The sequence below is a fragment of the Amycolatopsis anabasis genome, assembly GCF_009765355.1.
GTDB classification, from domain to species: Bacteria; Actinomycetota; Actinomycetes; order Mycobacteriales; family Pseudonocardiaceae; genus Amycolatopsis; species Amycolatopsis anabasis.
In genome coordinates this window covers 15617-42616 of the sequence record NZ_VTHK01000069.1, presented here as the reverse complement: position 1 = coordinate 42616, position 27000 = coordinate 15617, and the positions used below count along the sequence as shown (strand labels likewise).

Here is a 27000-nt window from a genome sequence, read left to right as displayed (position 1 = left end):
ACCCGCCACCGTCAACCCCACTGACCAGCACCAACAGGATGAAAACTCCCCAATGTGGCGTTCGGAACCTTCAACGCCCCGAATGCCGCATTGGGTACCTTCAACGCCCCGAAAGCCACATTGGGGGATTTGCGGTATCAGGTGGGGAGGAGGCGGGTGACCAGGCGCGTGAGCTGGTGGGCGTTGCGGCACTCGTGCATTTCGACGAGTTCGGCGTAGGCGCGGGCGGCCGAGTCGCCGGTGGACCAGAGGGTGGTCCGTTCGGGGTTGAGCCAGTAGGCGTGCCGGGCGGGCGCGAGGATTCGCCGCAGCGCCGCGAGATTCGGGTCGCCGCCGTTGGTGCGGGCGTCGCCGAGGATGAGCACCGAGGTCCGCGAACCGACCGCGCCGGCGTAGCGTTCCGCGAAATCGCCGAGCGCGCGGCCGTAGTCGCTGTGTCCGTCCCAAGTGGACAGTGTCGCTTCGGCGTGGATCCGGCTGCCGAGCCGTTCCGGGTCCGCGGAACCGGCGGTCACCAGGTGCGTGATCTCGTCCATGGTGTCGATGAACGCGAACACGCGGACCTTGCTGAACTGGTCGCGCAGCGCCTGCACGAGCAGCATGGTGAAGTTCGCGAATCCGGCCACCGAGCCGGACATGTCGCAGATCAGCACGATCTCCGGGCGGCCAGGGCGATGCCGCCGGTACGCGGGCCGCACCGGGACGCCGCCGGTGTTCAGCGAGCGGCGCAAGGTCCGGCGCACGTCGATCTGCCCGCGCGCGTGGCGCCGCCGCCGGGCCACGAGCCGGGTGGCGAGTTTGCGGGACAGCGGGTGGACGGCCCGCCGCAGTTCGGCGAGCTGGCTCCGGCTGGCTATCAGGAAATCGACGCGATCCGCCGCGGGCGCGATCGCGTGCCGGGCCACCTGTTCCCGGCCGCGCAGCTCGGCGGCGCGGCGGCGGCCCTCGGTCCGCACCCGCCCGCGGAACGCCTCGATCCGGCGCCGGATCTCGTCCCGTTCCAGCCGTTCGGTGAACTCCCCGGCCGGGGCCCCGGCGCGGATCGCGGCCAGGACCCGCACCAGCAACGTCTGCGGCTGCAACCGGTCCAGCGCCTGGTAGGCGGAGAACCCGCCGCCCGGCCCGGATCCGCTGCCGTACTGGCCGAGCGCCTCGACCGCGAGCCCGGCGAGTTGCGCGAGGTTCTGTTCGTCGTTCGTGGCCAGTGCCTCGACCAGTTCGTTCCGCAGCCGCTCCAGGTCCGGCAACTCCTCGCGGCCCCGCTCCGGGGTGCCCACGCCGAGCGGGAAGAACAGGTCGAAGGCCGCGTCGAACACGGCCCGCTGCCCGCCCCGGCGCACCAGCGCGGCGGCCAGCCCCTCGCGCATCCGCTCGCGGTCGGCGAGCCCGAGCACCTCCAGCACGGCCGCCGCGTCGACGGTCTCGCTGGGCCCGGCCGGGATTCCCTGCTCCCGCAGCGCCCCGACGAACTCGACCAGCCGATCCGGGACGCTCATGAAGCGTCCAGCACCTGGTCCAGCCGGAGTTGCGCGTAGGCCTTGGTCACGTCGTCCTGGTGCTTGAGGAGCACGCCGAGGCTGTCCCGCACCACGCCCTCGTCCAGCGTGTCCGCGCCCAGCGCGAGCAGGGTCCGCGCCCAGTCGATCGTCTCGGCGACCGAGGGCGCCTTGCGCAGCTCCATCGCCCGCAGCGCGCCGACCACCCGGACCACCGCGTCGGCCAGTGCCGCGTCGACGCCCGGCACCTTGAGCCGGACGATGTCCCGTTCCAGCTCGGCGTCCGGGAAGTCGATATGCAGGAACAGGCAGCGGCGGCGCAGCGCCTCGGACAGTTCCCGGGTGGCGTTGGAGGTCAGCACGGCGAACGGCCGCCGGGTCGCGGTGATCGTGCCGAGTTCGGGCACGGTGATCTGGAAGTCGCCGAGCACCTCCAGCAGCAGGCCCTCGATTTCGACGTCGGCCTTGTCGGTCTCGTCGATGAGCAGGACCGTCGGCTCGTCCCCGGAGATCGCGGTGAGCAGCGGACGGGCGAGCAGGAACTCCTCGCTGAAGATGTCGGTGCGCGCCCGGTCCCAGCCCTCGTCGCGGCCCGCGGTGATCCGCAGCAGTTGCTTGGCGTGGTTCCACTCGTACAGCGCGCGAGCCTCGTCGACGCCCTCGTAGCACTGCAGGCGCACCAGCCGCGAGCCGGTCACCTGGGCGACCGCCCGGGCCAGCTCGGTCTTGCCGACCCCCGCCGGGCCCTCCACCAGCAGCGGTTTGCCCAGCCGGTCGGCGAGGAACACCGTGGTGGCGACCGCGGTGGACGCCAGGTACCCGGTCTCGGCCAGCCGTTCGGTCACCTCGTCGACCGAGGCGAAGTACCCAGTTCCGGTCACGTGCCCACCCAATCCCTTCCGCGCGCGAGCCTTCACGGTAGATATGACACCTGTCATAGTCAACGACGTGGTGATCATGTACCCAGGCATGGTGCCAGGTACGCGGTGTACCGGTATGGTGCCGGGCGCCACCTGCGAAAGGACCACGAGCGATGGGCACGAACCAGCGGGCGCAGATCCGGATGTCCGACGAGGAGGTCGCGACGTTCCTGGAGCGGAGCCGTACCGCGACCCTGGCCACGATCGGCCCCTCGGGCGCGCCGCACCTGGTCGCCATGTGGTACGCGGTGATCGACGGCAAGCTCTGGTTCGAGACCAAGGCGAAGTCGCAGAAGGTCCGGAACCTGCGCCGCAACGACCGGATCACCTGCCTGGTCGAGGACGGGCAGACCTACGACTCGCTGCGCGGCGTCTCGCTCGAGGGCCGCGGCGTGATCCTCGACGATCCGGAATCGATCGAGGCGGTCGGCATCAGCGTCTGGGAACGCTACAACGGCCCCTACACCGAGGACCTGAAGCCGCTCGTCGACGCGATGATGAACAAGCGCATCGTGATCCGCGTGGACGCCGAGCGAGTGCGGTCATGGGACCACCGCAAGCTCGGCCTCGACCCGATGCCGCTGGCGGGCTCGACCGCGCGATACCTCTAGCCGAGCGCGGCCTCGACCAGGAGTTCCAGCTCGGCGGCGACGTCGTCGAGCGGTCGCACGCTGCGCTGAGCGCGGCACAGCGCGACCGTGCCCTCGATCGCGGCGATGATCACCGTGGCCAGCCGGTCGGCCCGGTGGCGTTCGACCCCGTGTTCGGCGAACGCACCGGCGAGCAGCGCTGCCCAGTCGCGGAACACCTCGGCGGCCGCGGCGAGCGCGCCGGGGACCTCCTCCCCCTCCGGTAGCTCCTCGACGGTCACCGCCAGCGCCGGGCAGCCCGCCCGGAAGTCGTTGCTCACCACGACTTCGCGCCACAGCTTCAGGAAGGCGTGCAGCCCGGCCACCGGACCGGCCGCCAGTTCCCGCTCGAGCACCTTGTGCACGCGTTTCCCGGTGAACCGCACGGCCTCCTCGGCGAGCTGCTGCTTGCCGCCGGGGAAGTAGTGGTACGTCGAACCCAGCGGCGCCCCGGCGTGCACGGCGAGGTCCCGCACGCTGGTCGCGTTGAGGCCGCGCCGGCGGATCATGTCGGCCGCACCGGCCACGATGCGCTGACGGACTTCCGAACTCATCTGCCACCTTTCCGATCCGGCCTTGACTATAACAGCCGTCATAACTAGCGTTCCGGCTATAACGCTCGTCATAGAGCCCGAGGAGGCCAGGTCATGCCGTTGATCGAACTCACGGTTCCGGAAGGGGCCCTGCCCGCGGACGGCCGCGAGCACATCCAGCGCACGCTGGCGAAAACCCTGTTGAAGTGGGAAGGCGCCCCGGACACCGCGTTCATCCGGAGCATCTCCTGGAGCTACCTGCACGAGATCCCGCGCGGCGCGGTGGTGAACCTGGAGGACGACGAACCGCGGTTCCGGGTCGACGCGACGGTCCCGGCCGGAGCGCTGTCCGAGCGGCGCAAGGCGGGGCTGGTGGAAGACGTGACCGCGGAGGTGCTCAAGGCCGCCGGGCTGACCGAGGCCGACTCCGCACGGGTCTGGGTGCTGATCCACGAACAGCCCGAAGGAACCTGGGGCGGCGCCGGGCGAATCGTCAAGTTCGCCGAACTCGCGGCGGCCGCGAAGCAGAGCCAGGAAGGCTGAGTTCGGGGGGCGGTTCGGGCCGGGGAGAGGGAGCGGCCCGAACCGCGCTCCCCGGCGGCTCAGCTCAACTGGCCGTCGTAGTCCGGCAACCGGAACGCGCGGTCGAAGTAGCCGCCGTAGAAATCGGTGTCCCGGTTGCCGATGTTCGCGGTGATGGTGAAACCGTCCGCTGCGTACTGCTTGCGGCAGCGGAGTTTGCCGTCCTCCTTGTGCTCACCGGACTTGCGCAGGCAGATCTCGTCCGGCGCGTATCCCGCGCGTCGCAGCTGCGCCAGGGATTCCCGCTCCCCGCCGACCTTGCGCGCGGACACGATGATGATCCGCATCCCCAGGTCCTTCGCGTGCTTTTCCACCGCCAGCACGGGTTTGTTGGCCTTGCCCGGGTTGTACTCGGTCTCCAGGGACGTGTTGTCGATGTCCAGCACGATGGCCGGTTTGCCCGGATCGTGCGCGTGCTCGTCGAGGTACCGCGTCGCGCCGTCCAGCGCCCGCTCCACATCGGCCTGCCACTGCGCATAACTGGGCAGTTCCTCGGCCACCGCGACAGCCGGCCCGGCGCTCACCGCGCAGGCCGCGGCGACCACGACGACAACCCCTTTCAGGGACATCTCGACCCTCCACAACGGATACCGGCGCGCCCGTCGCACCGCGTCGGCCCGGACCCTACGCACCGCGTTCCGCGCACTACACCAACGAAAGATGCCCAGTACGCGAAATCGGCCCGCGGGGTCACCGGCCTTGGTGGCCACTACCGCGGACAGGAAGTTGGCACGCAACAGTTCCTCGTACGCGGCAACCGGGTTCACTGCGAGCGGGTCCGCGGCGAACCGGCCGACCAGCTGCACCAGGCCGCGCACCCCGTCAAGACCACGCACGGCTTCCGCCCCCTCCGGCGTCACCCACTCCGGCGGGTCGTAGTCCCTCAACAATTCCTTGACCTTGTCCGCGGTGCCGGGACGCACCCGGAACGTAATCGCGTAGCGCTGCATAATGAACCTTCCTACGTCCGGCGACGGTGTGTGAACCAGGCCGCCAGCTTGGCCCGCCCGGATCGCCACGTCTTCCACCCCGCGGACGAGATGGGGAACTCGGTGTGCCGAAACGGGGGACTCGCGGCAGGTGAGGGGGCGCTGCCGCGAGTTCCCCGTTCTGGTCGGGTGTGTTCCCCGTTTCGGGAGTAGGCGAGCATCACTGCGGCCTTCGGTGCACGCGGGGGAGATCTTCGCGTGCACCTACCGCTTTAGTGGTGATCGTATTGCGCGCGCCATGATCCGCCCGACAAGATGACGATGTTGGTGTGCTGGGGCAGCTCTCGCGGGAACACATCGTTTCCCGTTCCCCGCACAGGGATTCGAGCAACTGGGGTCTGACATGGTGATGGTGCGTCGCGCCTGCGCGATTCTCGGCTTGGTTGGTGCGTTGGCGACGGGGATGACCTCCCCCGCCGCCGCGGAAGGCGGATCGGGTGACCCGGTGCAGGTCGCGCTGGACGCACTGGTGAAAAACCACGACCTTCCCGGCGCGCAAGTCGTGCTCGAGGTGCCGGGCAAGCCGGCGCGGATCCTGAACGCCGGGGTCGGCGACCTGGAAACCGGCGCACCGTTCCCGAAACCCTCGGCCGGCCGGATCGGCAGCATCACCAAGACCTTCATCGCCACGGTCGTCCTGCAACTGGTCGCCGAGGGCAAGGTGAAACTGGATGATCCGGTGGAGACCTACCTGCCGGGGGTGTTGCGGGGCAACAACATCGACGGCCGGCTGATCACCGTGCGGCACCTGCTGCGCCACCAGAGCGGTTTGCCGGAGCACAGCGACGACCTGTGGGAACTCGGTATAGACAACCTCCGGTACCGCCACTTCACCGCGGAGGAGTTGCTGGCGCTCGCGCTCGACGAGACGGGAGCGGCCCCCGGCGGCGAGTTCGTCTACAACAACACGAATTACATCGTGGCCGGGATGCTGATCGGGAAGGTCACCGGGAAGAACTGGCGCGACGCGGTGACCGAGCGGATCGTCAAACCGCTCAACCTGTCCAATACCGATGCGCCGAAGGCGGACGAGTACGAGATCCGCGGTGCCAACGCACGGGGCTACCACCTGCTCTACCAAGGAGAGGGCAAGCCCCCGAAGCGCATCGAATACACCGCGCAGAGCCCGTCGGCCGCGGACTCGGCCGGCGGCATGACCGCGAACGGCATCGATCTCAACAGGTTCATGGACAAACTGGTCAACGGCAACCTGCTGCCCCCGGCACAACTGGCCGAGATGAAGAAAACCGTACCCTCCGGGGAAGGCGAGCAGTACGGCCTCGGCCTGGAACACCACGACAAGTCGAACGCCTGCGCCAAGGAATGGTGGGGGCACGGCGGATCGATCCCGGCCTGGGTTTCGCAGACCGGCGTGACCGCCGACGGCCGCCGCGTGACGCTCCTGCTCAACCAGGGCTTCTACCTCCAGGAAATGGCCGAAGACTTCTACCGGGTCTTCAATTCCGCACTCTGCCCCAGCTAGAGCGATCATCTGCCCGTTGCCGAGGTAGATCGACTGTCCGGCCGCGCGACGCGTATCCGTACATCTCGCTCAACGTCGGGGGCCGTGGCGGGGAGGGCTCCTCGTCGTGTTGGCCAGGTGCAGGACTGGAAAGCGATCCAGCAACGCCCGTAGTGCGGTGGCGAGTTGGGCGCGGGCGAAGTGCGCGCCGAGGCAGTTGTGCGGGCTGCGGCCGAAGCACAGGTGGGGGTTGTGCCGTCGCCGCAGGTCGAGTTCGTCGGGCCGGTCGAAGACGGCGCTGTCCCGCTTGGCCGCGGGGATGAGCGGCAGCACCGCTTCGTCGGCCGCCACGGTCTGCCCGTGCAGTGGGAGGTCCGCTGTGGCGATTGTGATCACCGCGCCGTTGAACACCGGTAGGTAGCGCAGGAGTTTCTTCCACAGCGCCCGGCATCAGGTCGGGCTGCTCGCGCAGCCGGGTGAGCTGGTCGGGCCTGCCCAGGAGCGTGAGGATGGCGTTGGTCAGGCACATGGTGGTGGCCCGGTGCCCGGCGAGCATCATGGACAGCCCGAAGTTGACCACGTCCTCGGCGGGCAGTTCTCCCGCCCGGTTCCGGTGGGCGAGGTCGGTGAGGATGTCCATGCCGGGGTGGCGGTGATTGCGGTCCATTACGTCGCAGGTGTAGTCCCGCAGGTATTCGGTCACCCGCCGCCCTTCCTCCAGGGTCTGCAGCGCGCCGAGCGCGGCATCGCTGGGGTCCAGGAACCGGTCCCGTTCCGCGTAGGGAAGGCCGACCAGATCGCACATCGTGCGCAGGGAGTACAACTCGGCGTACTCGGTGACCAGGTCGCCGGGCGGCCCGGCCGCCTCGATCGCGTCCAGCAGTTCGTCGGCGCGGGCACGGAGCAGCCCCTGCCGGTCTGCACACTGCGCGGACTGAACCAGGGCGTCACGGCCCGACGCAGCGCGCGATGCCGGGGCCCGTCCATCTCCATCATCGTGGTCAGGCCGGGGCCCTCGCGTGGCGGCCAGTCGTCGATGAGCGGGCGGATCAGCCGCGGGGTCGCGAGCGCCCACCGCACATCGGCGTACCGGGTCAGTGCCCAGCCCTCGGCGTCGATCTCGGCGAGACGGACCCGGGCCAGAGTGGCACACCTACGTGAATATGGGCGTGCCGCTTATTGAGGAGCGAAGCGATATTCAACAGCCCCCGCCCGACGTGGTCTTCCAGAATACGTTCGTCAATCGAACCGATCCCGAAGACGTCAGATGGATCTACGTAGCGCAGGTCGCCTTCCAGCCCACCCATTGGGCTCGGTGAGGACAATCCGGACCGTAGAATCGACGACCGTAGCCAGACCAGTACGAACCGTAAGGTCCGCACATCGCCTGGATCGGTGGGCGCAGCAGGGTTCGAACCTGCGACCCCCGCGTTGTAAGCGCGGTGCTCTTCCGCTGAGCTATGCGCCCCGGGTGGTGCCGCCCCGCGGGGCGGCAACCCAGGTCAGGCAGGCAGTTCGGCGACCGCCTTCTTCCAGCTCTGCTGGTCGCGCGCCTCGCCGGGCTGGTTGACCTCGGCGTAGCGCACGATGCCTTCCTTGTCGATCAGGAAGGTGCCGCGGTTGGCGAGCCCGGCCTTCTCGTTGAAGACGCCGTAGGTGCTCGCCACGGCGCCGTGCGGCCAGAAGTCCGACAGCAGCGGGAACTGGTAGCCCTGCTGCTCGGCCCACGCCTTGAGGGAGAACGGCGTGTCCACGGAGACCCCGAGGACCTGCACGCCCTGGCCGTCGTACTCGGCGAACTCGTCGCGGAGCTGGCACAGCTCACCCTGGCAGATGCCGCTGAAGGCGAACGGGTAGAACACCAGCAGCACCGGCTTCTCACCCCGGAAGGACGAGAGCTTGACTTCCTGCTTGTTGTAGTCGTTCAGCGTGAAGTCCGGGGCTTGCGAACCGACCTCGACCGCCATCCTGGCACCTCTCCCACGGTATGAACTCATGCCTGCGGCTTAACCCTATCGTGCGCGCAGGACCTCCGGGGACGGGTGTTCAGCGCTTGGACTTCGGCGACTTCGGCGGCACCAGCCGGGTGCCCACCCAGTCCGAGCCGATGTTGATGTTGGAGGTCTGGGACAGTCCGACGGACGGCACCGCCTCGGCGATCTCGCTGGGCTCGACGTGCCCGGGCTGGCCGGTCTTCGGGGTCAGCACCCAGATGACGCCGTCCTGGTTGAGCGTCGTGCGCACCTCGACCAGCTGGTCGCCCAGGTCACCGTCATCGTCACGCCACCAGAGCAGCACCACATCGATGGCCTCGGTGGCGTCCTCATCGAGGAGGTCGCCGCCGATATGTTCTTCGATCGCCGCGCGGACGTCGTCGTCGACGTCCTCGTCCCAACCGATCTCCTGAACAACCATGTCCGGCTTGATCCCAAGCCTCTCGGCGACGCTGCTCCGACCAGCGTCTCCCGCGGCGACCACGACTTTCACTCCTCCAACTGCTAGTGCGTGCGGCGGGCCACTCCCGCCCCACACGGATACGGATGGGGTTAGCGAACACTGGTGCGGCTTGCAGCGCAACCGTCCACACCGGATCGTCGGTAACTCGTGTCGCAGGGTAGAGGCACTCCGGACCCCCGCACGAGGGAAAAACCGCCTCTTGACAACCCCCTCTCGACGGGCGCGGCGGTCGGCCGCGAGCGCGGCTAACCTAGGGTGGTCAGTATCGCGCGCGCGATACCAAATGCCGCCGCGAAGTGGGCAAACGTTACCGCTGAGTAGCGATGACGCAAACCCCGACCAAGACGACGATGGCTGTCGACACAGTGTGCGAGCAACAGCAGTGACAACCCGGCGAGGAGATCCCTTGGCCCCGCAGAGCAACGGCGCCCCCGGCCAGGACGCACCGGCACGCGTCCGCGTGATCCGTGACGGACTGGCCGCCCACCTGCCCGACATCGACCCGGAGGAGACGGCCGAATGGCTGGATTCCTTCGACGCGGCACTGGCTCGTGGCGGTCAGCAACGAGCCCGTTACCTGATGTTGAGGGTTCTGGAGCGCGCCCGCGAACGCAACATCGGCGTCCCGCCGCTGACCGCGACGGACTACGTCAACACGATTCCCACCGAGAACGAGCCCTGGTTCCCCGGTGACGAGGAGATCGAACGCCGCTACCGCGCGTACATCCGGTGGAACGCGGCGATCATGGTGCACCGCGCCCAGCGCCCGGGCGTGGGTGTCGGTGGTCACATTTCGACCTACGCCTCGTCCGCCGCGCTGTACGAGGTCGGTTTCAACCACTTCTTCCGCGGCAAGGACCACTCCGGCGGCGGCGACCAGATCTACATCCAGGGGCACGCCTCCCCCGGCATCTACGCGCGCGCCTACCTGGAGGGACGTCTCACCGCGGACCAGCTCGACGGGTTCCGGCAGGAGTACTCGCACGCCGGGCAGGGCGGCGGCCTGCCGTCGTACCCGCACCCGCGGCTGATGCCCGAGTTCTGGGAGAACCCGACGGTGTCCATGGGGCTGGGCCCGATGAACGCCATCTACCAGGCCCGGTTCAACCGCTACCTGCGCGACCGGGGCATCAAGGACACCAACGACCAGCACGTCTGGGCGTTCCTCGGCGACGGCGAGATGGACGAGCCGGAATCGCGCGGGCTCATCCATGTGGCCGCCGGCGAGGGCCTGGACAACCTGACCTTCGTGATCAACTGCAACCTGCAGCGCCTGGACGGCCCGGTGCGCGGCAACGGGAAGATCATCCAGGAACTCGAGGCCTACTTCCGGGGCGCGGGCTGGAACGTGATCAAGGTGATCTGGGGCCGCGAGTGGGACGCCCTGCTGCACGCCGACCGCGACGGCGCGCTGGTCAACCTGATGAACACCACGCCGGACGGCGACTACCAGACCTACAAGGCCAACGACGGCGCCTACGTCCGCGAGCACTTCTTCGGCCGCGACCCGCGGACCAAGGAGCTGGTCAAGGACCTCTCCGACGCCGACATCTGGAACCTCAAGCGCGGCGGGCACGACTACCGCAAGGTCTACGCGGCGTACAAGGCGGCGCTGGAGCACCACGGCCAGCCGACGGTGATCCTCGCGCACACCATCAAGGGCTACGGCCTGGGCCCGGCGTTCGAGGGCCGCAACGCCACGCACCAGATGAAGAAGCTCACCCTGGACGACCTCAAGCTGTTCCGGGACGCCCAGCGCATCCCGATCAGCGACGAGGAACTGGAACGGGACCCGAAGCTGCCGCCGTACTACCACCCGGGCGAGAACTCGCCGGAGATCGAGTACCTGCTCGGCCGCCGCAAGGCGCTCGGCGGTTTCCTGCCCGAGCGGCGGTCCAAGGCGAAGGCGCTGGTGCTGCCGGGCGACAAGGTCTACGAGGGCGTCCGCAAGGGTTCGGGCAAGCAGGAGGTCGCCACCACGATGGCGTTCGTCCGGCTGGTCCGCGAACTGGCCAAGGACGCCGAGATCGGCAAGCGGATCGTGCCGATCATCCCGGACGAGGCGCGCACGTTCGGCCTGGACTCGATGTTCCCGACGGCCAAGATCTACAACCCGCACGGGCAGTCCTACACCTCGGTCGACGCGAGCCTGATGCTGGCGTACAAGGAATCCGAGCACGGCCAGCTGCTGCACGAGGGCATCAACGAGGCCGGGTCGACGGCGTCGTTCACCGCCGTCGGCACCTCGTACGCCACGCACGGCGAGCCGATGATCCCGATCTACATCTTCTACTCGATGTTCGGGTTCCAGCGGACCGGCGACGGCCTGTACGCGGCGGCGGACCAGATGGCGCGCGGTTTCGTGCTCGGCGCCACGGCCGGGCGGACCACGCTGACCGGTGAGGGCCTGCAGCACGCGGACGGGCACTCGCTGCTGCTGTCGGCGACGAACCCGGCGGTGGTGGCCTACGACCCGGCGTGGGCGTTCGAGATCGCGCACATCGTGCGGGACGGCCTGCGCCGGATGTACGGCGAGACCGGGCCGGACGGCAACGGCGAGAACGTCTTCTACTACGTGACGATCTACAACGAGCCGTACCAGCAGCCGGCCGAACCGGAGAACCTCGACGTCGAGGGCCTGCTCCGCGGGCTCTACCGCTACGCCGAGGCGCCCGCCGGGGACGGTCCCGAGGCGCAGATCCTGGTCTCCGGCGTCACCATGCCGGACGCCCTGAAGGCCCAGCGGTTGCTGGCCGAGGAATGGGGCGTCCGGGCGGCCGTCTGGTCGGCGACCTCGTGGACGGAACTGCGCCGCGAAGCCGTCGAGGTCGACCACGACAACCTGCTCTACCCGGCCAGCGATCCGCGGGTCCCGTACGTGACCGAGAAGCTGCGGGGCGTGGCGGGCCCGGTCGTGGCCGTCTCGGACTGGATGCGCGCGGTGCCGGACCTGATCCGCCCGTGGGTGCCCACCGACATGCTCACCCTGGGCACCGACGGTTTCGGTTTCTCCGACACCCGCCCGGCGGCGCGGCGCCACTTCCTGGTGGACGCCGAGTCGATCACGGTGGGCGTGCTGACCGCGCTCGCCCGCCGGGGCGAGGTGGACCAGGCGAAGGTCGTGGAGGCGGCGCGCAAGTACCGCATCGACGACGTCTCCGCCGCGGGGCCGCAGACCTCGGACTCCGGCAACGCCTGACCCAAAAATAGCGAGGGACCTTTGCTACCGATAAACCGGAGTAAAGGTCCCTCGCTCTCGTTCTGGGGGAGCGAAGGTCCCTTCCTGCCGCCGAGGACTAAGCTCAAGACATCGGATGTTTCCTGATCCTTGGGAGGATGACCGAGTGACCCAGCGCCGCCTGCCCCGGCCCAGCGAGCTCAAGCAGATCCTGCGACCGAAGCCGATCAAGCTCAACCCGACCGAGCGCAGGCTCGCCGCGGCGAACACGATCGACGACCTCCGCATGATCGCCCGCAAACGCAGTCCCCGCGCGGTCTTCGACTACACCGATGGCGCCGCCGAGCTCGAGGACAGCCTCCGCCGGGCGCGGCAGACGTTCCGCGGCATCGAGTTCCACCCCAACGTGCTCCGCGGTGTGTCCGAAGTGGACACGAGCACGGAGATCCTCGGCAAGCGCTCGGAGCTCCCGTTCGCCTTCGCGCCCACCGGGTTCACGCGCATGATGAACCACGAGGGCGAGCGCGCGGTCGTCCGGGTCGCGCAGGACGCGGGCATCCCTTATGCGCTGTCCACCATGGGCACGACCTCGATCGAGGACGTCGCCGCGGCCGGTCCGGGGGCGCGGAAGTGGTTCCAGCTGTACGTGTGGCGGGACCGCGCGGCCGGCCAGGATCTGATGAATCGGGCCTGGGAGTCCGGATACGACACGCTCCTGCTGACCGTGGACACCCCGGTCGCCGGGGCGCGGATGCGCGATGTGCGCAACGGCCTGTCCATTCCGCCCGCGCTCACCCTGCGCACCTTCCTCGACGGCGCGATGCACCCGGCGTGGTGGATCAACCTGCTGACCACCGAGCCGCTCACCTTCGCCTCGCTGACTTCCTGGGGCGGCACGGTCGCCGAACTGATCAACGAGATGTTCGACCCGACACTCGACTTCGGCGTGCTCGACTGGGTGCGCGAGTCGTGGCCGGGCAAGCTCGTGGTGAAGGGCATCCAGAACGTCGACGACGCGCGGGACGTGGTCTCCCGCGGGGCGGACGCGGTGCTGCTGTCCAACCACGGCGGCCGCCAGCTCGACCGCGCGCCGACCCCGCTGGAACTGCTGCCCGCGACGCTGGACGCGGTCGGCGGGCGGGCCGAGGTCTGGCTGGACACCGGCATCCTGTCCGGCGGCGACATCGTGGCCGCGATGGCCCGCGGCGCGGACGCCTGCCTGATCGGCCGCGCCTACCTCTACGGCCTGATGGCCGGGGGCGAGCGCGGGGTCCGCCGGACCGTCGAGATCCTGCGGGCGGAGATCGTGCGGACCATGCAGCTGCTAGGCGTGCGGCGGATCGCCGACCTCCGCCCCACCCACGCCACCCTCCGCTGACCCGGGGTCGTGAGTGTTCGGTCCGGTTCCAACCGGCCTGAACACTCACGACCCCCGGTACCCGGTGCCCTCGGGCGTTAGGCCAAATGCGCCAAGAGCTTGACGTGGCGCGGAGTTTGTGACGAGGATCTCGGCCAGCGCCTGGAAGGCTGTTTCCGGATTATGGAAACGAGGTCGGGGTATGTTCGTTCAGCAGCTTGCTCCGCTGGCCGGGTCGCTCGGCCTGTCCGCGCTCGTGGCGGCCTTGCCCCTGGCCACCGTGCTCGTGCTGCTGGGCGTGGTCCGGATGAAGGCCCACCTCGCCGCCCTGCTCGGCCTCGCCGTCGCGCTCGTCGTCGCGATCGCGGTCTACGCCATGCCCCTGCCGCAGGCCCTGTCGTCCGCCGTGCAGGGCGCCGCGTTCGGGCTGTTCCCGATCATGTGGATCGTGGTGAACGCGCTGTGGATCTACCGGATCACCGTGCGCACCGGGCACTTCGACGTCCTGCGCCGGTCGTTCGGCCGCGTTTCCGACGATCCCCGCATCCAGGCGCTGATCATCGCGTTCTGCTTCGGCGCGCTGATGGAAGCCCTCGCCGGATTCGGCGCGCCGGTGGCGATCAGCGCGGTGATGCTGGTCGCGCTCGGCTTCGCGCCGGTCCGGGCGGCGATGGTCGCCCTGGTGGCCAACACCGCCCCGGTCGCGTTCGGCGCGATGGGCACGCCGGTGGTCACCCTCGCGCAGGTCACCGGCCTGCCGCTGGACACCGTGTCCTCGATCGTCGGGCGCCAGACACCGCTGCTCGCCCTGTTCGTCCCGCTGCTGCTGGTGATCATCGTCGACGGGAAGCGCGGCCTGCGGGAGACCTGGCTGCCCGCGCTCGTCTGCGGGGTCGCGTTCGGCGTCTTCCAGTTCCTCGCCTCGAACTACGTGTCCGCGCAGCTCGCCGACATCGGCGCCGCCCTCGCCGGGGCCGCCGCGCTGGTGCTGCTGCCCGCCGCGCGCAAACCCGCCCGCGAGGAGGTCCGGCGGAAGGTGCTCACCGGCGTCCGGACCGAGGTCCTGGACGAACCGGACCGCCGTGCCGAAGTGGTCCGGGCCTACGTGCCCTACGCGCTGATCATCGCGATCTTCTCGATCGGCCAGCTGCCCCCGGTGAAGAAGCTGCTCGACGCGGCCACCTGGAAGTTCGACTGGCCGGTCCTCGACGTGGCCAACGCGAACGGCAAACCGGTCGCCGGCAACCTCTTCTCGATCCCGTTCCTGAGCACCGGCGGCACGCTCGTCCTGCTCGCGGGCGTCCTGACCGCGCTCGCGCTGCGCGTCGCCGCGCGCGACACCCTGCGCGAGTGGCTGGCGACCGTGCGGGAGCTCCGGTTCGCCATCCTCACCGTCACCGGGGTGCTCGCGCTGGCCTACGTGCTGAACCTGTCCGGGCAGACCACGACGATCGGCTACCTGATCGCCGGTGCGGGCGCCGGGCTGGCATTCCTCTCCCCCGTGCTCGGCTGGTTCGGCGTCGCGGTCTCCGGTTCGGACACCTCGGCGAACGCCCTGTTCGGCGCGCTCCAGGTCACCGCGGCCGGGCAGACCGGGCTCCCGGCCGATCTGCTCGCCGCCGCGAACAGCTCCGGCGGCGTGCTCGGCAAGATGATCTCGCCGCAGAACCTGACCATCGCCTGCGTCGCGGCCAACCTCCCTGGTGAGGAGGGGCGCCTGCTGCGCAAGGTGCTGCCCTGGAGCATCGGGCTGCTGCTGGTGATGTGCCTGATCGTGGTCGGTCAGAGCACGGCGGCGCTCAGCTGGATGCTGCCCTGACCACGGGCGCGGTCACCCGGCGGGCCGAGCGGTTCCAGCTCCACCACCCGTGCACGACCAGGCCCGCGAACACCAGGTAGATCGCGGCCGAGAAGTACAGCCCGGACGCCAGTTGCAGGGGCACCCCGATCGCGTCCACGGCGAGCCAGACCAGCCAGAACTCGACCAGCCCGGCGCCCTGCGCGGCGAAGGCGACCAGCGTGCCGACGAAGATCGCCGCGTCCGGCCACGGCGACCAGGAGGCGTTCAACGCGTCCAGCAGCAACGCCATCGCGACCGTGCCCGCGACGAACGCCCCCGCCATGACCAGCCGTTCGACGCCCCGGCCCCGGCGCACCACCACGCCGTACACGGGATCGCGCCGCCGCGTCCACGCCCACCAGCCGTAGAGCGAGATCAGCAGGATCGCGATCTGCCGCGTGGCGAGCCCGCCGAGATGAGCCGAGACGTAGACCGAGAACAGCAGCACGGTGGCGCCGACCTGGACCGGCCAGGTCCACAACGTGCGCCGTTCGGCCAGGAAGACCACGGCGAGCGCGCACAGCTGGCCGGCGAGCTCCGCGAAGGAAATCGACTGACCGAACACCGTCAGGCCGTGCTGCAGCAACAAGTCCACCGGCGCGCTCCTTCCCTCGCTGCACCCAACATGCGCGCCGCGGACGGCATTCCCCACCCGTTTGTGAGACACAGAACACGGCCCGGCTCCGAAAGTGGCGACACTTTCGGAGCCGGGCCGGAACGGGAACTACCGATCGACGCGGTTGATGCCCTGCGGCGGGGTGGGCACGTCCGTCTGCGCGGTGGCCGCGGACCGCTGCTGCCCCGGGCCGCCGTTCACCTGAGACCGGTCGCCGCCGCCCTGGCCGATCTGCCCCTGGAGGTTGGCCAGCCAGCCGTCCCAGCGCTGCTGGGCGGGTTTGATCAGGCCGCCGCCGAGGCCGACGACGAGCACGCCGCCGATGGTCGCCAGCACGGTCACGAGCACCGGAGTGGTCACCGTGGTCGCGATGTTGATCTGGTTCAGCGCCGCGATGATGCCGAATGCCATGATCAGCCAGTAGCTGATGGTGCCCAGCAGGCGGCCCGCGGGCCGGGTGGACAGCGCTCCCCGGACCGCGCCGCGAACCACGTTCGCGATCGCCGCGGCGACCACGATGAGCACCAGCGCGACCACGATCCTGGGCAGGAACGCGATGACTTCGTTGAGCAACTGGCTCACCGGGTTGGTCTCGCCGAACACCCCGAACGCCAATTGCAACGCGATCAGCAGAATGAAGTAATACGCCAGTTTCGCGATAATGCCGGTGGCGTCGATATTCGTTTGCTTCAGCATTCCGGTGAGCCCGGTCTTGTCCACCAGTTTGGAAAATCCGAGCCTACCGAGCACCAAGGTGAGCGCCTTCGCGATCGCTTTCGCGATCAGCCAGCCGATCAACAGGATGATCAGAAATGCGATGAGCTTCGGGACGAACGTGGCCACGAGATTCCACGCCTGGCCGAGCCCGTTCTTGAGTTGCTCGCCCACAATGTCCTCCTCGTTGTCGGCAATTGAGGTTGCTAGGTCAAAGCGTTGAACAACCAGCAGGGACCGGCAAGTCGGGGGTTCCACGAACGGGTGACAATGCTGGACCTGGAAGATCCACAAGGTCCATAGTGGATGTACCGGTGGGGACCGGGGAGACGAGACCGCCCGGCGCGACGGAAACCGTACGCGCCGGGCGTTCTCGATTATTAACGGATGTGTCGAAAACTCACGCCGCCCGCAGCGCTTCCCGCAGTTTGACCTTCGCGCCGGTCCGCATCACCGCATTGCGGTAGATCCGCGCGGCGAGCCACACCAGCACCGGAATGATCGCGACGACCAAGGCGAGCGAAAGGACGGCCTCCCACACCGGCACGCCGCCCATCGCCAGGCGCATCGGCATCAGCGTCGGCGAGAACACCGGAATGATCGACAGCACCTCGGCCAGGGAGTTGCCCGGGTCCGAGGGCAGCACCGAAATCCCGACGACGTATCCGGCGATGATGAACATCAGGGCCGGGGAAACCGCCCCGCCGACGTCCTCCTGCCGCGAAACCAGCGCCCCGAGCGCGGCGAACACGATCGAGTACATCAGGAAGCCGAGCAGGAACCACACGATCAGCCAGACCACCGTGCCGACCGCGGCGGAGATCGAAATGGTCAACGCCCCGGTGGCCAGGCCCGCCACGATGCCCACCACCCCGATCACCAGCATCTGCATCAGCCCCACCGCGCCGATGCCGAGCACCTTGCCGGTCATCAACTGCCACGGCCGGATGGTGGACAGCAGCAACTCGACCACCCGGCTGCTCTTCTCCTCGACCACGCCCTGCGCCACGGACTGGCCGTTGAGCAGCAGGGACAGGTACACCAGGATGCCCGCGATCGCGCCGAGCGCGAGCTGCTGACCGCTGTAGTCGTAGGGCTGCTCGAGCGGCCGGACCTCGACCTTCGCGTTGGCGACCGCGGCGCCCACCTGCGCGGGATCGCCGCCCAGGTCGGTGATCTGCTGGTTGAGCGCGAGCTGGCTGGAGAGCACGTTCAACGCGTTCCGCAGCTTGCCGTCGAGGTCCTTCTTGACCACGACCTCGATCCGGGTGCCGTCGCCGACCAGCAACGCGTCCAGCGAACCGTCGGCGACCTGCTGGCGGCCGGCCGCCTCGTCGGGCACCTGCTTGGTGGCCACGTTCTGGTCGATCGTCTTCGCCGTGGCCTCCAGCGGGGCGGCCAGCGACGACGCGGGGCCGGTGACCCCGACCGTGGCGTCCGAGCCGCCGCTGATCAGCTTCATCACCACGACCGAGGCGACGATCAGCACCAGCAGCACCACCGTGCTGACGATGTAGGCCTTGGACCGCAGCCGGGTGGTGATCTCCCGGGAGGCCACCAGCCACATCGGCGCCCACGTTCCCATCCGGACGTCCGGGGTACTCACGCTGCCTCCTGCGTAACGACATTGCGGAAAAGTTCGGTAAGCGAGGGCTGGCGGCGCGCGAATTCGCGGACCGGACCGGTCGCCAGGGCGGCCTTGAGCACCGTCTGGTCGTCGGCGCCGTCGGACAGTTCCAGCTCGGTCACCCCGTTCTCGTGGCCGAGCACGGTGACGCCGGGCAGCGCGTCCGCCCAGCCCGCCGGGGCCTCCGGCGCGTCCACCAGCAACCGGACCGCACCGCCCGAACGCAGCTCCGGAACGGTCCCCTTCGCCACCATTTGTCCACTTCGGACGATTCCGACGCGATCGCAGAGGCGCTCCACCAGATCGAGCTGGTGGCTGGAGAACACCACCGGCACTCCCTCGTCCGCCTTCTCCCGGAGTACCTGGCTCATCACGTCCACCGCCACCGGGTCCAGCCCGGAGAACGGTTCGTCCAGCACGAGAATGCTCGGGTTGTGCACCAGCGCCGCGGCCAGCTGCACCCGCTGCTGGTTGCCCAGGCTGAGCTTCTGCACCTCGTCGTCCCGGCGCGCGGCCACCCCGAGCCGCTCGGTCCAGTCCACAACGGACTTCCTGGCGTCCGATACGGACATTCCGTGCAGGCGCGCGAGATAGGTGAGCTGCTCGCCCACCTTCATCTTCGGGTAGAGCCCGCGCTCCTCGGGCATGTATCCGATGTGCCGCCGGGTTTCCAGCGTGATCGGCCGGCCGTCCCAGCGCACCGCACCCGAATCGCTGGACAGCACACCGAGCGCGATCCGCATCGTGGTGGTCTTTCCGGCGCCGTTGCTGCCGACGAAGCCGAACAGTTCGCCCGCCCGGACATCGAACGTCATCGCGCGCAACGCGACGACATCGCCATAACGCTTGGAGATCGAGTCGATCTCCAGTCGTCGATCTTCCACCGTAGTGCCCTCCCCCCGGACATCCTCGCCGATGCCCTGATCGAAACGCGATTTCCGCGCGAATTCTGCTCTTGCGACCGGCCGCCCGCCTCAGGGAATTACCCGGATATCCGCGGCGGCGACGGCGGAATCGTAATGAGCGTTTCCGGCCGTTCGCTAGCAACCTTAGTTGCGGCTTCCGCCGGTCAGGTTGCGGGTTCGTCCCGGCGGGTAATCGCCCGACACCGCACCGCGGCCGCGGCCCGCGACGTACGATCGGGACACCATGAGCCAGACGAACGCCCGGCGGCGCGTGCCCGAGCAGCACGGCCTTTCCGGCAAGACCTTGCGGCAACTGGAGCGCGCGTCCGGGCGGCTCGCCTCGGCCAGCGTCGCCGCGATGGAGGAACGACTCCCCTGGTTCGGCCGGATGCCCGCCGACCAGCGCGCCAGCGTGCTGCTGATCACCCAGACCGCGGCGGCGAGTTTCGTCGACTGGTTGCGGGACTCCAACGAGGCGCCCAAGCTCACCACCGAGGCCTTCCGCGGCGCGCCGACCGAACTGTCCCGGTGGATCAGCCTGCGGCAGGCCGTCGGCCTGGTCCGGCTGGCCATCGAGGTGTTCGAGGAGCAGCTGCCGGATTTCGCGGCCGACGAAGCCGAACGGGCCGCGCTGCTGGAGGGAATTCTCCGCTACGGCAGGGAAATCGCCTTCACCACGGCGAACTCCTACGCGGCCGCCGCCGAGGCGCGCGGCGCCTGGGACGCCCGGCTCGAGGCGCTCGTGGTGGACGGCATCGTGCGTGGCGACGCCGAGGAATCGGTGCTCTCCCGCGCCGCCGCGCTCGGCTGGGATCCGGCCGCCGCCGCGACCGCCCTGGTCGGCAAGCCGCGGTCGGACGACCCGCCGACGGTCGTCTTCGAGGTTCGCGCCCGGGCGGCCCGGATAGGGCGCCCGGTCCTGCTGTCGGTCCAGGGTTCCCGGCTGGTCGTGGTGGTCGGCGGGCCGACCGAGGGCAGCCCGAAGGACCAGGAGATCCTGGGCAAGCTGTCGGTCGCGTTCGGCGACGGTCCGGTGGTCGCGGGTCCGACCGTGCCGAGCCTGGCCGAGGCGCACCACAGCGCGGCCGAAGCGCTGTCCGGACTGCGCGCGGTGGTCGGCTGGCCCGGCGCCCCGCGCCCGGTCCGGTCGGCCGATCTGCTCCCCGAACGGGCGCTCTCCGGCGACGCCGAGGCCGAGCGGATGCTCGTCGAGCAAATCGCCAAACCGCTGGAACAGGCCGGTCCGACCCTCCTGGAGACCGTGGAGACGTACCTGGAGAGCGGCGGGGTGCTGGAGACCTGCGCCCGGACCTTGTTCGTGCACCCGAACACGGTGCGCTACCGGCTTCGCCGGGCGGCCGAGCTGACCGGACGCCTCGCCTCCGACCCCCGGGACGCGCTGGTCCTGCGGATCGCGCTCACCGTGGGCCGATTGGCGCGGGCGCGGGGCTTGTGGTGACGCTGCGTACCGACGATCGGGTGACCGGCATCACGGCAAAATATCCCTGAACCCGACAAGGCATTCCGGTAACAGTCGTTCATGCGGCCGTCACCTTTGTAGGAATCCTCCAACATCGCCGCGCGGACTTCGTCAGCTCCGACATCACGTCGAACCCCACGGACCGTGTTCCCTGAGTACGTGACAGCAGTCCTCGCCCCCGGACAGGGCTCCCAAGCGCCCGGCATGCTCTCCCCCTGGCTCGAACTCGACGGCGCCCGTGACCGGGTGCGGAGCTGGTCCGATCGCACCGGTCTCGATCTGATCCACCTCGGCACGGAAGCCGACGCGGAGCGGATCCAGGACACCGCGATCGCCCAGCCGCTGATCGTCGCGCTTTCGCTGCTGGCCTACGACGAGCTGCGCGAGCGGATCGAACTGCCCGCCGACGCGCCGGTCGCCGGGCACTCCGTGGGTGAACTCGCCGCCGCGGCCATCGCCGGCGTGCTTTCCGCCGAGGACGCCGTCACGCTCGCCGCGGTGCGGGGCGCCGAGATGGCCAAGGCCTGCGCGGCCGAACCGACCAGCATGGCCGCCGTGATGCTCGGCGAGCCCGAGCGGGTGGTCGCCTGGCTCGCCGATTACGGCCTGGCCGCCGCGAACCAGAACGGCGCGGGTCAGATCGTCGCGTCCGGGGCCGCCGACGCGATCGCCCAGATCGTCGCCGAACCCTTGGAAGGCACCAAGGTTCGCGCGCTGAAGGTGGCCGGCGCGTTCCACACGGGATACATGGCGCCCGCCGAGGAAGCGTTGCGCAAGCACGCCGCCGGGATCACCCCCGCCGACCCGAACCGCCCGCTGCTGTCCAATGCGGACGGTACCGTGGTCACCAGCGGCGCGGAGTACCTCGACCGGCTCGTCCAGCAGGTCACCCGCCCGGTCCGCTGGGACCTGACCATGGACGGGCTGGTCTCGCTCGGCGTCACCCGTACCGTGGAGCTGGCGCCCGCGGGCACGCTGACCGGCCTGGTCAAGCGGCAGCTCAAGGGCGTGGTGACCTCGACCATCGCACTCAAGACCCCGGCCGATCTGGCCAAGTTGGAGGATGCCGCGTGAGCCGCCCGGCGCTGAAGCTCAAGCAGGGACCCGCCGCGACGCGCGTGCTCGGTGTCGGCAGCACCCAGCCGGACAAGATCGTCACCAACGACGATTTGTCCCAGATCATGGACACCACCGACCAATGGATCCGGGATCGCGTCGGCATCATCGAGCGGCGCTTCGCGGAGAAGGACGAGCTGCTGGTGGACATGGCGGTCACCGCGGGTTCCCGCGCGCTGGCCGACGCCGGCCTCGAACCGTCCGAAGTGGACACCGTGATCGTGCCGAACTGCACTATGCCCGCGCCGATCCCGAACGCCGCCGCGCAGGTCGCCGACCGGATCGGGGTCAAACGCGCCGGTGCGTTCGACATCAACGCCGCGTGCGCCGGGTTCTGCTACGGCCTCGGCGTGGCCTCGGACCTGATCCGGTCCGGCTCGTCGGGCAGGGTGCTGGTGATCGGCGCCGAGAAGCTGACCGATGTGGTGGATCCGCTGGACCGGGCGAACGCGATCATCTTCGCCGACGGCGCCGGGGCCGCGGTGGTCGGGCCGTCCGACGAACCGGGCATCGGGCCGGTCGCCTGGGGCAGCGCGGGCGATCTGGTCGACACCATCTACATGCGCGACCACAAGTACATCTACCAGGAGGGCCAGTCGGTCTTCCGCTGGGCGACCACGCAGATCGCCCCGATCGCCATGCGGGCGCTCGAACTCGCCGGGCTCGAACCGTCCGATGTGGATGTACTGATCCCGCACCAGGCCAACCTGCGCATCGTCGAGGCGATCGCGAAACGGTTGCGGGCCCGCGGGGCCCGGGAGGACATGGTGGTCGCCGACGACATCAAGTACTCCGGAAACACCTCGTCGGCGTCGATCCCGATGGCACTCGACCACATGCGTGCGGCCGGAACCGCCAAGTCGGGCGATGTGGTGCTGGCGGTGGGTTTCGGCGCCGGACTGTCCTATGCGGGCCAGGCATTCCTCTGTCCGTAGTATCCAAGCACGCCGGGGCGTCCAGCGGCCGGTGAAACAACCCAGAGAACCACGAAGGGAAAGCAAGTGGCAGACAACGAAAAGATCCTGTCCGGCCTGGCCGAGATCGTCGAAGAGGTCGCCGGTGTGGCCCAGGACGAGGTGACCACGGAGAAGTCCTTCGTGGACGACCTGGACATCGACTCGCTGTCCATGGTGGAGATCGCCGTGCAGGCCGAGGACAAGTTCGGCGTCAAGATCCCGGACGACGAGCTGGCCAACCTGAAGACCGTGGGCGACGCCGTCAACTACGTCTCGGCGAACGCCAAGTAACACCCGCGCGTACCGGCGCCGACTTTGGGGAGACTCCAAATGAGCAACACCGACGTCGTGATCACCGGGCTGGGTGCGACCACTCCGCTCGGCGGGGACGTCGCGTCCACCTGGGACGGACTGTTGGCGGGAGCGAGTGGGGTCCGCACCATCGAGGCCGAGTGGGTCGAGCGCCTCGACCTGCCGGTGAAGATCGGAGCGACACTCGCCGAGGAGCCGTCCGAACGGCTCCCCCGCGTACAGGCACGCAGGCTCGACCGTTGTGAACAGGTAGCCCTCATCGCCGCGCGCCAGGCGTGGGCGGACGCGGGCTTCGAGCAGCCCACGGACGAGCACACCGACGTCGACCCGGACCGGCTCGGCGTCTCGATCGGCACCGGCATCGGCGGCCCGACCACCCTGCTCAGCCAGCACGATCTGCTGCGCGAGCACGGGATCCGGAAGGTGTCGCCGCTGACCGTGCCGATGTTGATGCCGAACGGCCCCGCGGCCCACGTCGGCATCGACCTGAAGGCACGCGCCGGAGTGCACTCGCCCGCGTCGGCGTGTGCCTCCGGTGCGGAAGGCATCGCGTCCGGTTTCGAGATGATCCGCTCCGGCCGGGCGGACGTCGTGGTGGCCGGTGGCGCGGAAGCCTGCATCCACCCGATCACCATCGCCGGTTTCGCCCAGGCGCGCACGGTGTCCACGCGCAACGACGATCCGGCGGCCGCGTCCCGCCCGTTCGACGCGCACCGCGACGGGTTCGTGCTGGGCGAGGGCTCCGGCGTGGTGATCCTGGAGCGCGCCGACCGCGCGAAGGCCCGGGGCGCCCGGATCTACGCCACGCTGAGCGGTTACGGCATCACCTCGGACGCCTACCACATCACCGGGAACCACCCGGAGGGCCTCGGCCAGATCGCGGCGATGGCGAATGCGATCAAGATGGCCGGGCTGACCGCGGCCGACGTCGGCCACGTGAACGCGCACGCCACCTCGACGGTGGTCGGCGATGTCGGTGAGGCGGCCGCGATCCGCACCGCGATCGGCAACCACCCGGTGGTGACCGCGCCGAAGGGCGCGCTCGGTCACCTCGTCGGCGGGGCCGGGGCGGTCGAGGGCATCGCCACGATTCTGGCGCTGTACCACGGAATCGTGCCGGCGACGCTGAACCTCGAGGACCTCGACCCGAAGGTTCAGCTCGACGTGGTGAGCGGCGAGCCCCGCAAGGTCGAGCTGTCCGCCGCGCTGAGCAACTCGTTCGGTTTCGGCGGGCACAACACGGCGCTGCTGTTCACCGCCGCGTAAAGACGCCGAGGAGCCCCCGGAAGTGCCGCCACTTCCGGGGGCTTCTTCGCGTTCACCCGTTGCCGTACTGCTTGGTTTCCGGGCGTTCGACCATGAGGCCGTGCGCGGGTTCGGCGGCCACCGGGCGGTGCCGGGTGCCCCGGGGCACCACGAAGATCTCGCCCGGATTGAGCGTGACCGGCTCGCGGCCCTCCAGTTCCAGCCGGAAAGTCCCGTCCCAGCAGAGGAACAGCTCGTCCTCGTCGTGGTGGTGCCAGGGGAATTCGCCCTCGAACCGGGCGAAGCGCACCACGGCGTCGTTGACCTTCGCCAGTTCCCGCGGTTGCCACGGGCCCGCCAGCGACTCGATGACCTCGGTGATGGACACCGTCTCGTTGCTCATGAACCCATCTTGTGCGCGGGCGGATGCGGCGCCCCAGAGCCAATCCGGCACAATTGGTTTGCCCATGAAACCAATCGCCCTCTCCGAACGGCTCGGCCGCTGGTCCTCCGGGCGCGGCCCGCTGTACCTGCTGCTCGCGGCCCGGCTGCGGCAGCTGATCGACGACGGCGAGCTCCCGCCGGGCACGCCCCTGCCGCCGGATCGCGCGCTCGCCTCGACCCTCGCGGTGGGGCGCAGCACGGTGGTCGCCGCCTACGACCTGCTGCGCCTGGAAGGCCGGATCTCCCGCCGCCAGGGCAGCGGCACGCGGGTGGCCGGTTCCCCCGCGGCAGCCGTGCCGGACACCACCGGCGCCCCGGTCTTCCTGCACCTGCTGGAACCGCCCGGCGACGCGATCCAGCTCGCCTGCGCCGCACCGGATTCCCCGCCCGCCGAACTGGCGGCGGCCTACACCCGGGTCGCGGCCGAACTGGCCGCGCTCACCGGCGACATCGGTTACCTGCCGTCCGGGCACCCGGCGTTGCGCGCCGAGATCGCCGACCACTACACCCGGCGCGGCGTGGCCACTTCACCGGATCAGGTGCTGGTCACCAACGGCGCCCAGCAGGCGCTGTCGCTGCTCGCCCGCGCCCTGATCCGGCCGGGCGACCGGGTGCTCCTGGAAGGGCCGACCTACCCGGGCGTGCTCGAGGCGTTCCGCGAGGAAGCGGCGGTGCTGCGGGCGCTGCCGGTCGGGCTGGCGGGTTTCGAGGCGGCGATCCGCGATGACCGGCCGGCGCTCGCGTACGTGATCCCCACCTTCCAGAACCCGACCGGTGCGGTGCTCTCCCCGCTCGCCCGGCGCCGCCTCGCCGAGACCGCGGCCGCCGCGGACATCCCGTTGATCGACGACGAAGTCCTGGCGGATCTGGGTTTCCCCGGCGAACGGCCGCCGCCTCCGCTCGCCGGGCGGACGGTGATCTCGGTCGGCTCGCTGAGCAAGAGCGTCTGGGGCGGGCTGCGGGTCGGCTGGGTCCGCGCGCCCGAACCGATCATCGCCCGGCTCGCCCGGCTGCGGACCGTGCACGACATCGGCGGCAACATCCCGGCGCAGCTGGCCGCCGCGTACGTGCTGCCCCGGCTCGAGGCGCTGTGCCGCCGCCGGGCCGAGGAGCGGCAGGCGCGCCACGACCACCTGCGCGCGGAGCTGGCGCGGCACCTGCCCGGCTGGGAGGTGCCGCCGGTCCGGGGCGGGCACATCCTGTGGGCCCGGTTGCCCGAGGGCGACGGCACGTCGTTCGCGCAGGCCGCCCAGCGCCGGGGCGTGGTGCTCCTGCCGGGCGGTGGCCTGGATCCCTCGGGCGGCAGCGAAGACCGGGTCCGCATCCACTTCGCCCACCCGCCGGAGTTGCTGAGCGAAGCGGTCCGCCGCCTGGCCCGGGCGTGGGACGCCTACCGCCCGGCCGCCACGCACTCCCCGCCCCCGCCCGCGATGGCGATCTGATCTCCCCGCACGGTGACGTGGTCGAGCGACGGCACGACGAAATCGGCGTCGCCGAGTTCCTCGGCCCGGTGCGTGGTGGTCACCGCGACCACCGTGGCACCGGCCGCCCGCCCCGCGCGCACGCCCGCGGGCGCGTCCTCGATCACCACGCAGTCCCCGGCGGGAACGCCGAGTTTCCGCGCGGCGAGCCGGTAGCACTCCGGAGCGGGTTTGCCTTCGGTCACCGATTCCGCCGTGATGAACACCTCCGGCAGGGAAAACCCGGCGGCCTTCATCCGGGCGGTCCCCAGCGCGACGATGCCCGAGGTGACCACCGCCCACGGCAACCGGTTGGCGGCCAACAACTCGGCGGCACCCGCGCAGGCGACCACGCCGTCGAGGTCGGCCAGTTCCAGCTCGTCCAGCCGGGCGACGGCGGATTCGACCTGCTCGCCGGGCAGGAAGTCGGCGATCGTCTCCTCGGACCGGCGACCGTGGCACACCCGCAGCACGGCGTCGCCGTCGAGTCCGTACTCGGCGGCCCAGGCCCGCCAGGTCCGCTCGACCGCTCCGAGCGAATTCACCAGGGTGCCGTCGATGTCCAGCAGCAGGGCGGAACAGTTGATCTCCATGTACCACTGCTACCACTCGAAGACGAACTGAGCACCGAAAGCGGAACTCGCGTGCCCGAACGTCGAACTCAGGTGCCTGAGTGTGAAAC

Annotated in this window: 26 protein-coding genes and 1 tRNA gene; 13 read left to right on the top strand and 14 right to left on the bottom strand. The window is 69.7% G+C overall.

What is annotated here, in order from left to right; all coding sequences use genetic code 11:
- Nucleotides 1–137 precede the first annotated feature (137 nt).
- Entirely contained in the window at nt 138–1496 is a 1359-nt protein-coding gene (locus tag FXO23_RS44455) for a vWA domain-containing protein (RefSeq protein ID WP_158893908.1), read from the bottom strand.
- The gene (locus FXO23_RS44450) at nt 1493–2377 is read right to left on the bottom strand and encodes an AAA family ATPase (protein WP_246258439.1); all 885 of its coding nucleotides are present in this window, start codon (nt 2375–2377) and stop codon (nt 1493–1495) included. The genes FXO23_RS44455 and FXO23_RS44450 overlap by 4 nt, the downstream gene beginning before the upstream one ends.
- A 152-nt stretch (nt 2378–2529) precedes the next feature.
- Between FXO23_RS44450 and FXO23_RS44445 the strand changes: the two genes are divergently transcribed.
- On the top strand, nt 2530–3027 hold the full coding sequence (locus tag FXO23_RS44445; protein ID WP_158893904.1) for a pyridoxamine 5'-phosphate oxidase family protein: 498 nt from the start codon (nt 2530–2532) through the stop codon (nt 3025–3027).
- Here FXO23_RS44445 and FXO23_RS44440 read toward each other — a convergent pair.
- The gene (locus FXO23_RS44440) at nt 3024–3599 is read right to left on the bottom strand and encodes a TetR/AcrR family transcriptional regulator (RefSeq protein WP_158893902.1); all 576 of its coding nucleotides are present in this window, start codon (nt 3597–3599) and stop codon (nt 3024–3026) included. The two genes, FXO23_RS44445 and FXO23_RS44440, sit on opposite strands and share 4 nt — an antisense overlap.
- A 93-nt stretch (nt 3600–3692) precedes the next feature.
- On the opposite strand from FXO23_RS44440, the gene FXO23_RS44435 reads away from it, so the two are divergent.
- Nucleotides 3693–4121 (top strand): tautomerase family protein, encoded by a 429-nt coding sequence (locus FXO23_RS44435; RefSeq protein WP_158893900.1) that lies wholly within the window; start codon nt 3693–3695, stop codon nt 4119–4121.
- A gap of 59 nt (nt 4122–4180) precedes the next feature.
- Here FXO23_RS44435 and FXO23_RS44430 read toward each other — a convergent pair whose 3' ends face one another.
- Nucleotides 4181–5110 carry an HAD family acid phosphatase gene (locus FXO23_RS44430; RefSeq protein WP_158893918.1) on the bottom strand — a complete coding sequence of 310 codons (930 nt, stop codon included), beginning with the start codon at nt 5108–5110 and terminating at the stop codon, nt 4181–4183.
- Nucleotides 5111–5552: 442 nt separating this feature from the next.
- Between FXO23_RS44430 and FXO23_RS44425 the strand changes: the two genes are divergently transcribed.
- A complete protein-coding gene (locus FXO23_RS44425; RefSeq protein ID WP_218952347.1) occupies nt 5553–6632 on the top strand; it encodes a serine hydrolase domain-containing protein in 1080 nt (359 codons plus the stop codon).
- 69 nt (nt 6633–6701) lie between these two features.
- Here the strand turns inward: FXO23_RS44425 and FXO23_RS44420 are convergent, their stop codons facing one another.
- Nucleotides 6702–7037 carry a cytochrome P450 gene (locus FXO23_RS44420; RefSeq protein WP_281356729.1) on the bottom strand — a complete coding sequence of 112 codons (336 nt, stop codon included), beginning with the start codon at nt 7035–7037 and terminating at the stop codon, nt 6702–6704.
- A 115-nt stretch (nt 7038–7152) separates the two neighbouring features.
- On the opposite strand from FXO23_RS44420, the gene FXO23_RS44415 reads away from it, so the two are divergent.
- Nucleotides 7153–7794: a hypothetical protein gene (locus FXO23_RS44415; protein ID WP_158893894.1), complete on the top strand. Its 642-nt coding sequence runs from the start codon at nt 7153–7155 to the stop codon at nt 7792–7794.
- A gap of 213 nt (nt 7795–8007) precedes the next feature.
- Here the strand turns inward: FXO23_RS44415 and FXO23_RS44410 are convergent.
- The 3 genes from FXO23_RS44410 to FXO23_RS44400 form a co-directional block, all read right to left on the bottom strand.
- Nucleotides 8008–8079 (bottom strand) — tRNA-Val (locus FXO23_RS44410).
- Nucleotides 8080–8113: 34 nt separating this feature from the next.
- The gene (locus FXO23_RS44405) at nt 8114–8578 is read right to left on the bottom strand and encodes a peroxiredoxin (RefSeq protein WP_158893892.1); all 465 of its coding nucleotides are present in this window, start codon (nt 8576–8578) and stop codon (nt 8114–8116) included.
- A 79-nt stretch (nt 8579–8657) separates the two neighbouring features.
- Nucleotides 8658–9089: a DUF3052 domain-containing protein gene (locus FXO23_RS44400; protein ID WP_158893890.1), complete on the bottom strand. Its 432-nt coding sequence runs from the start codon at nt 9087–9089 to the stop codon at nt 8658–8660.
- A 385-nt stretch (nt 9090–9474) separates the two neighbouring features.
- On the opposite strand from FXO23_RS44400, the gene aceE reads away from it, so the two are divergent.
- The 3 genes from aceE (at nt 9475) to FXO23_RS44385 (ending at nt 15422) form a co-directional block, all read left to right on the top strand.
- On the top strand, nt 9475–12267 hold the full coding sequence (gene aceE / locus FXO23_RS44395) for a pyruvate dehydrogenase (acetyl-transferring), homodimeric type (RefSeq protein WP_158893888.1): 2793 nt from the start codon (nt 9475–9477) through the stop codon (nt 12265–12267).
- 145 nt (nt 12268–12412) lie between these two features.
- Complete coding sequence (locus FXO23_RS44390; protein ID WP_158893886.1) at nt 12413–13624, top strand: alpha-hydroxy acid oxidase; 1212 nt, start codon at nt 12413–12415, stop codon at nt 13622–13624.
- 181 nt (nt 13625–13805) lie between these two features.
- Nucleotides 13806–15422: an L-lactate permease gene (locus FXO23_RS44385; RefSeq protein ID WP_158893884.1), complete on the top strand. Its 1617-nt coding sequence runs from the start codon at nt 13806–13808 to the stop codon at nt 15420–15422.
- Here the strand turns inward: FXO23_RS44385 and FXO23_RS44380 are convergent.
- The 4 genes from FXO23_RS44380 to FXO23_RS44365 form a co-directional block, all read right to left on the bottom strand.
- On the bottom strand, nt 15403–16038 hold the full coding sequence (locus FXO23_RS44380) for a nicotinamide mononucleotide transporter family protein (protein WP_158893882.1): 636 nt from the start codon (nt 16036–16038) through the stop codon (nt 15403–15405). The two genes, FXO23_RS44385 and FXO23_RS44380, sit on opposite strands and share 20 nt — an antisense overlap.
- Nucleotides 16039–16167: 129 nt before the next feature.
- Nucleotides 16168–16947 (bottom strand): mechanosensitive ion channel family protein, encoded by a 780-nt coding sequence (locus tag FXO23_RS44375; protein WP_158893880.1) that lies wholly within the window; start codon nt 16945–16947, stop codon nt 16168–16170.
- A 226-nt stretch (nt 16948–17173) separates the two neighbouring features.
- On the bottom strand, nt 17174–18358 hold the full coding sequence (locus FXO23_RS44370) for an ABC transporter permease (RefSeq protein WP_158893916.1): 1185 nt from the start codon (nt 18356–18358) through the stop codon (nt 17174–17176).
- A gap of 17 nt (nt 18359–18375) precedes the next feature.
- Nucleotides 18376–19215 carry an ABC transporter ATP-binding protein gene (locus FXO23_RS44365; RefSeq protein WP_158893914.1) on the bottom strand — a complete coding sequence of 280 codons (840 nt, stop codon included), beginning with the start codon at nt 19213–19215 and terminating at the stop codon, nt 18376–18378.
- A gap of 334 nt (nt 19216–19549) precedes the next feature.
- Here FXO23_RS44365 and FXO23_RS44360 point away from each other — a divergent pair, with 334 nt between their 5' ends.
- The 5 genes from FXO23_RS44360 (at nt 19550) to FXO23_RS44340 (ending at nt 24435) form a co-directional block, all read left to right on the top strand.
- The gene (locus FXO23_RS44360) at nt 19550–20764 is read left to right on the top strand and encodes a PucR family transcriptional regulator (RefSeq protein ID WP_158893878.1); all 1215 of its coding nucleotides are present in this window, start codon (nt 19550–19552) and stop codon (nt 20762–20764) included.
- Nucleotides 20765–20929: 165 nt separating this feature from the next.
- The gene (locus FXO23_RS44355) at nt 20930–21859 is read left to right on the top strand and encodes an ACP S-malonyltransferase (protein ID WP_158893876.1); all 930 of its coding nucleotides are present in this window, start codon (nt 20930–20932) and stop codon (nt 21857–21859) included.
- Entirely contained in the window at nt 21856–22836 is a 981-nt protein-coding gene (locus FXO23_RS44350; RefSeq protein WP_158893874.1) for a beta-ketoacyl-ACP synthase III, read from the top strand. Before FXO23_RS44355 ends, FXO23_RS44350 begins: the two co-directional genes overlap by 4 nt.
- A 66-nt stretch (nt 22837–22902) precedes the next feature.
- Nucleotides 22903–23148: an acyl carrier protein gene (locus tag FXO23_RS44345; protein ID WP_158893872.1), complete on the top strand. Its 246-nt coding sequence runs from the start codon at nt 22903–22905 to the stop codon at nt 23146–23148.
- A 39-nt stretch (nt 23149–23187) separates the two neighbouring features.
- Nucleotides 23188–24435, top strand: coding sequence for a beta-ketoacyl-[acyl-carrier-protein] synthase family protein (locus FXO23_RS44340; protein WP_158893870.1), 1248 nt, complete (start codon nt 23188–23190; stop codon nt 24433–24435).
- A gap of 52 nt (nt 24436–24487) precedes the next feature.
- Here FXO23_RS44340 and FXO23_RS44335 read toward each other — a convergent pair whose 3' ends face one another.
- The gene (locus FXO23_RS44335) at nt 24488–24817 is read right to left on the bottom strand and encodes a cupin domain-containing protein (protein WP_158893868.1); all 330 of its coding nucleotides are present in this window, start codon (nt 24815–24817) and stop codon (nt 24488–24490) included.
- Nucleotides 24818–24881: 64 nt separating this feature from the next.
- Between FXO23_RS44335 and FXO23_RS44330 the strand changes: the two genes are divergently transcribed.
- Nucleotides 24882–26300, top strand: a complete 1419-nt coding sequence (locus FXO23_RS44330) for an aminotransferase-like domain-containing protein (protein WP_158893866.1) — start codon at nt 24882–24884, stop codon at nt 26298–26300.
- Here FXO23_RS44330 and FXO23_RS44325 read toward each other — a convergent pair.
- Nucleotides 26249–26911: an HAD family hydrolase gene (locus FXO23_RS44325; RefSeq protein WP_158893864.1), complete on the bottom strand. Its 663-nt coding sequence runs from the start codon at nt 26909–26911 to the stop codon at nt 26249–26251. The two genes, FXO23_RS44330 and FXO23_RS44325, sit on opposite strands and share 52 nt — an antisense overlap.
- Nucleotides 26912–27000 lie beyond the last annotated feature (89 nt).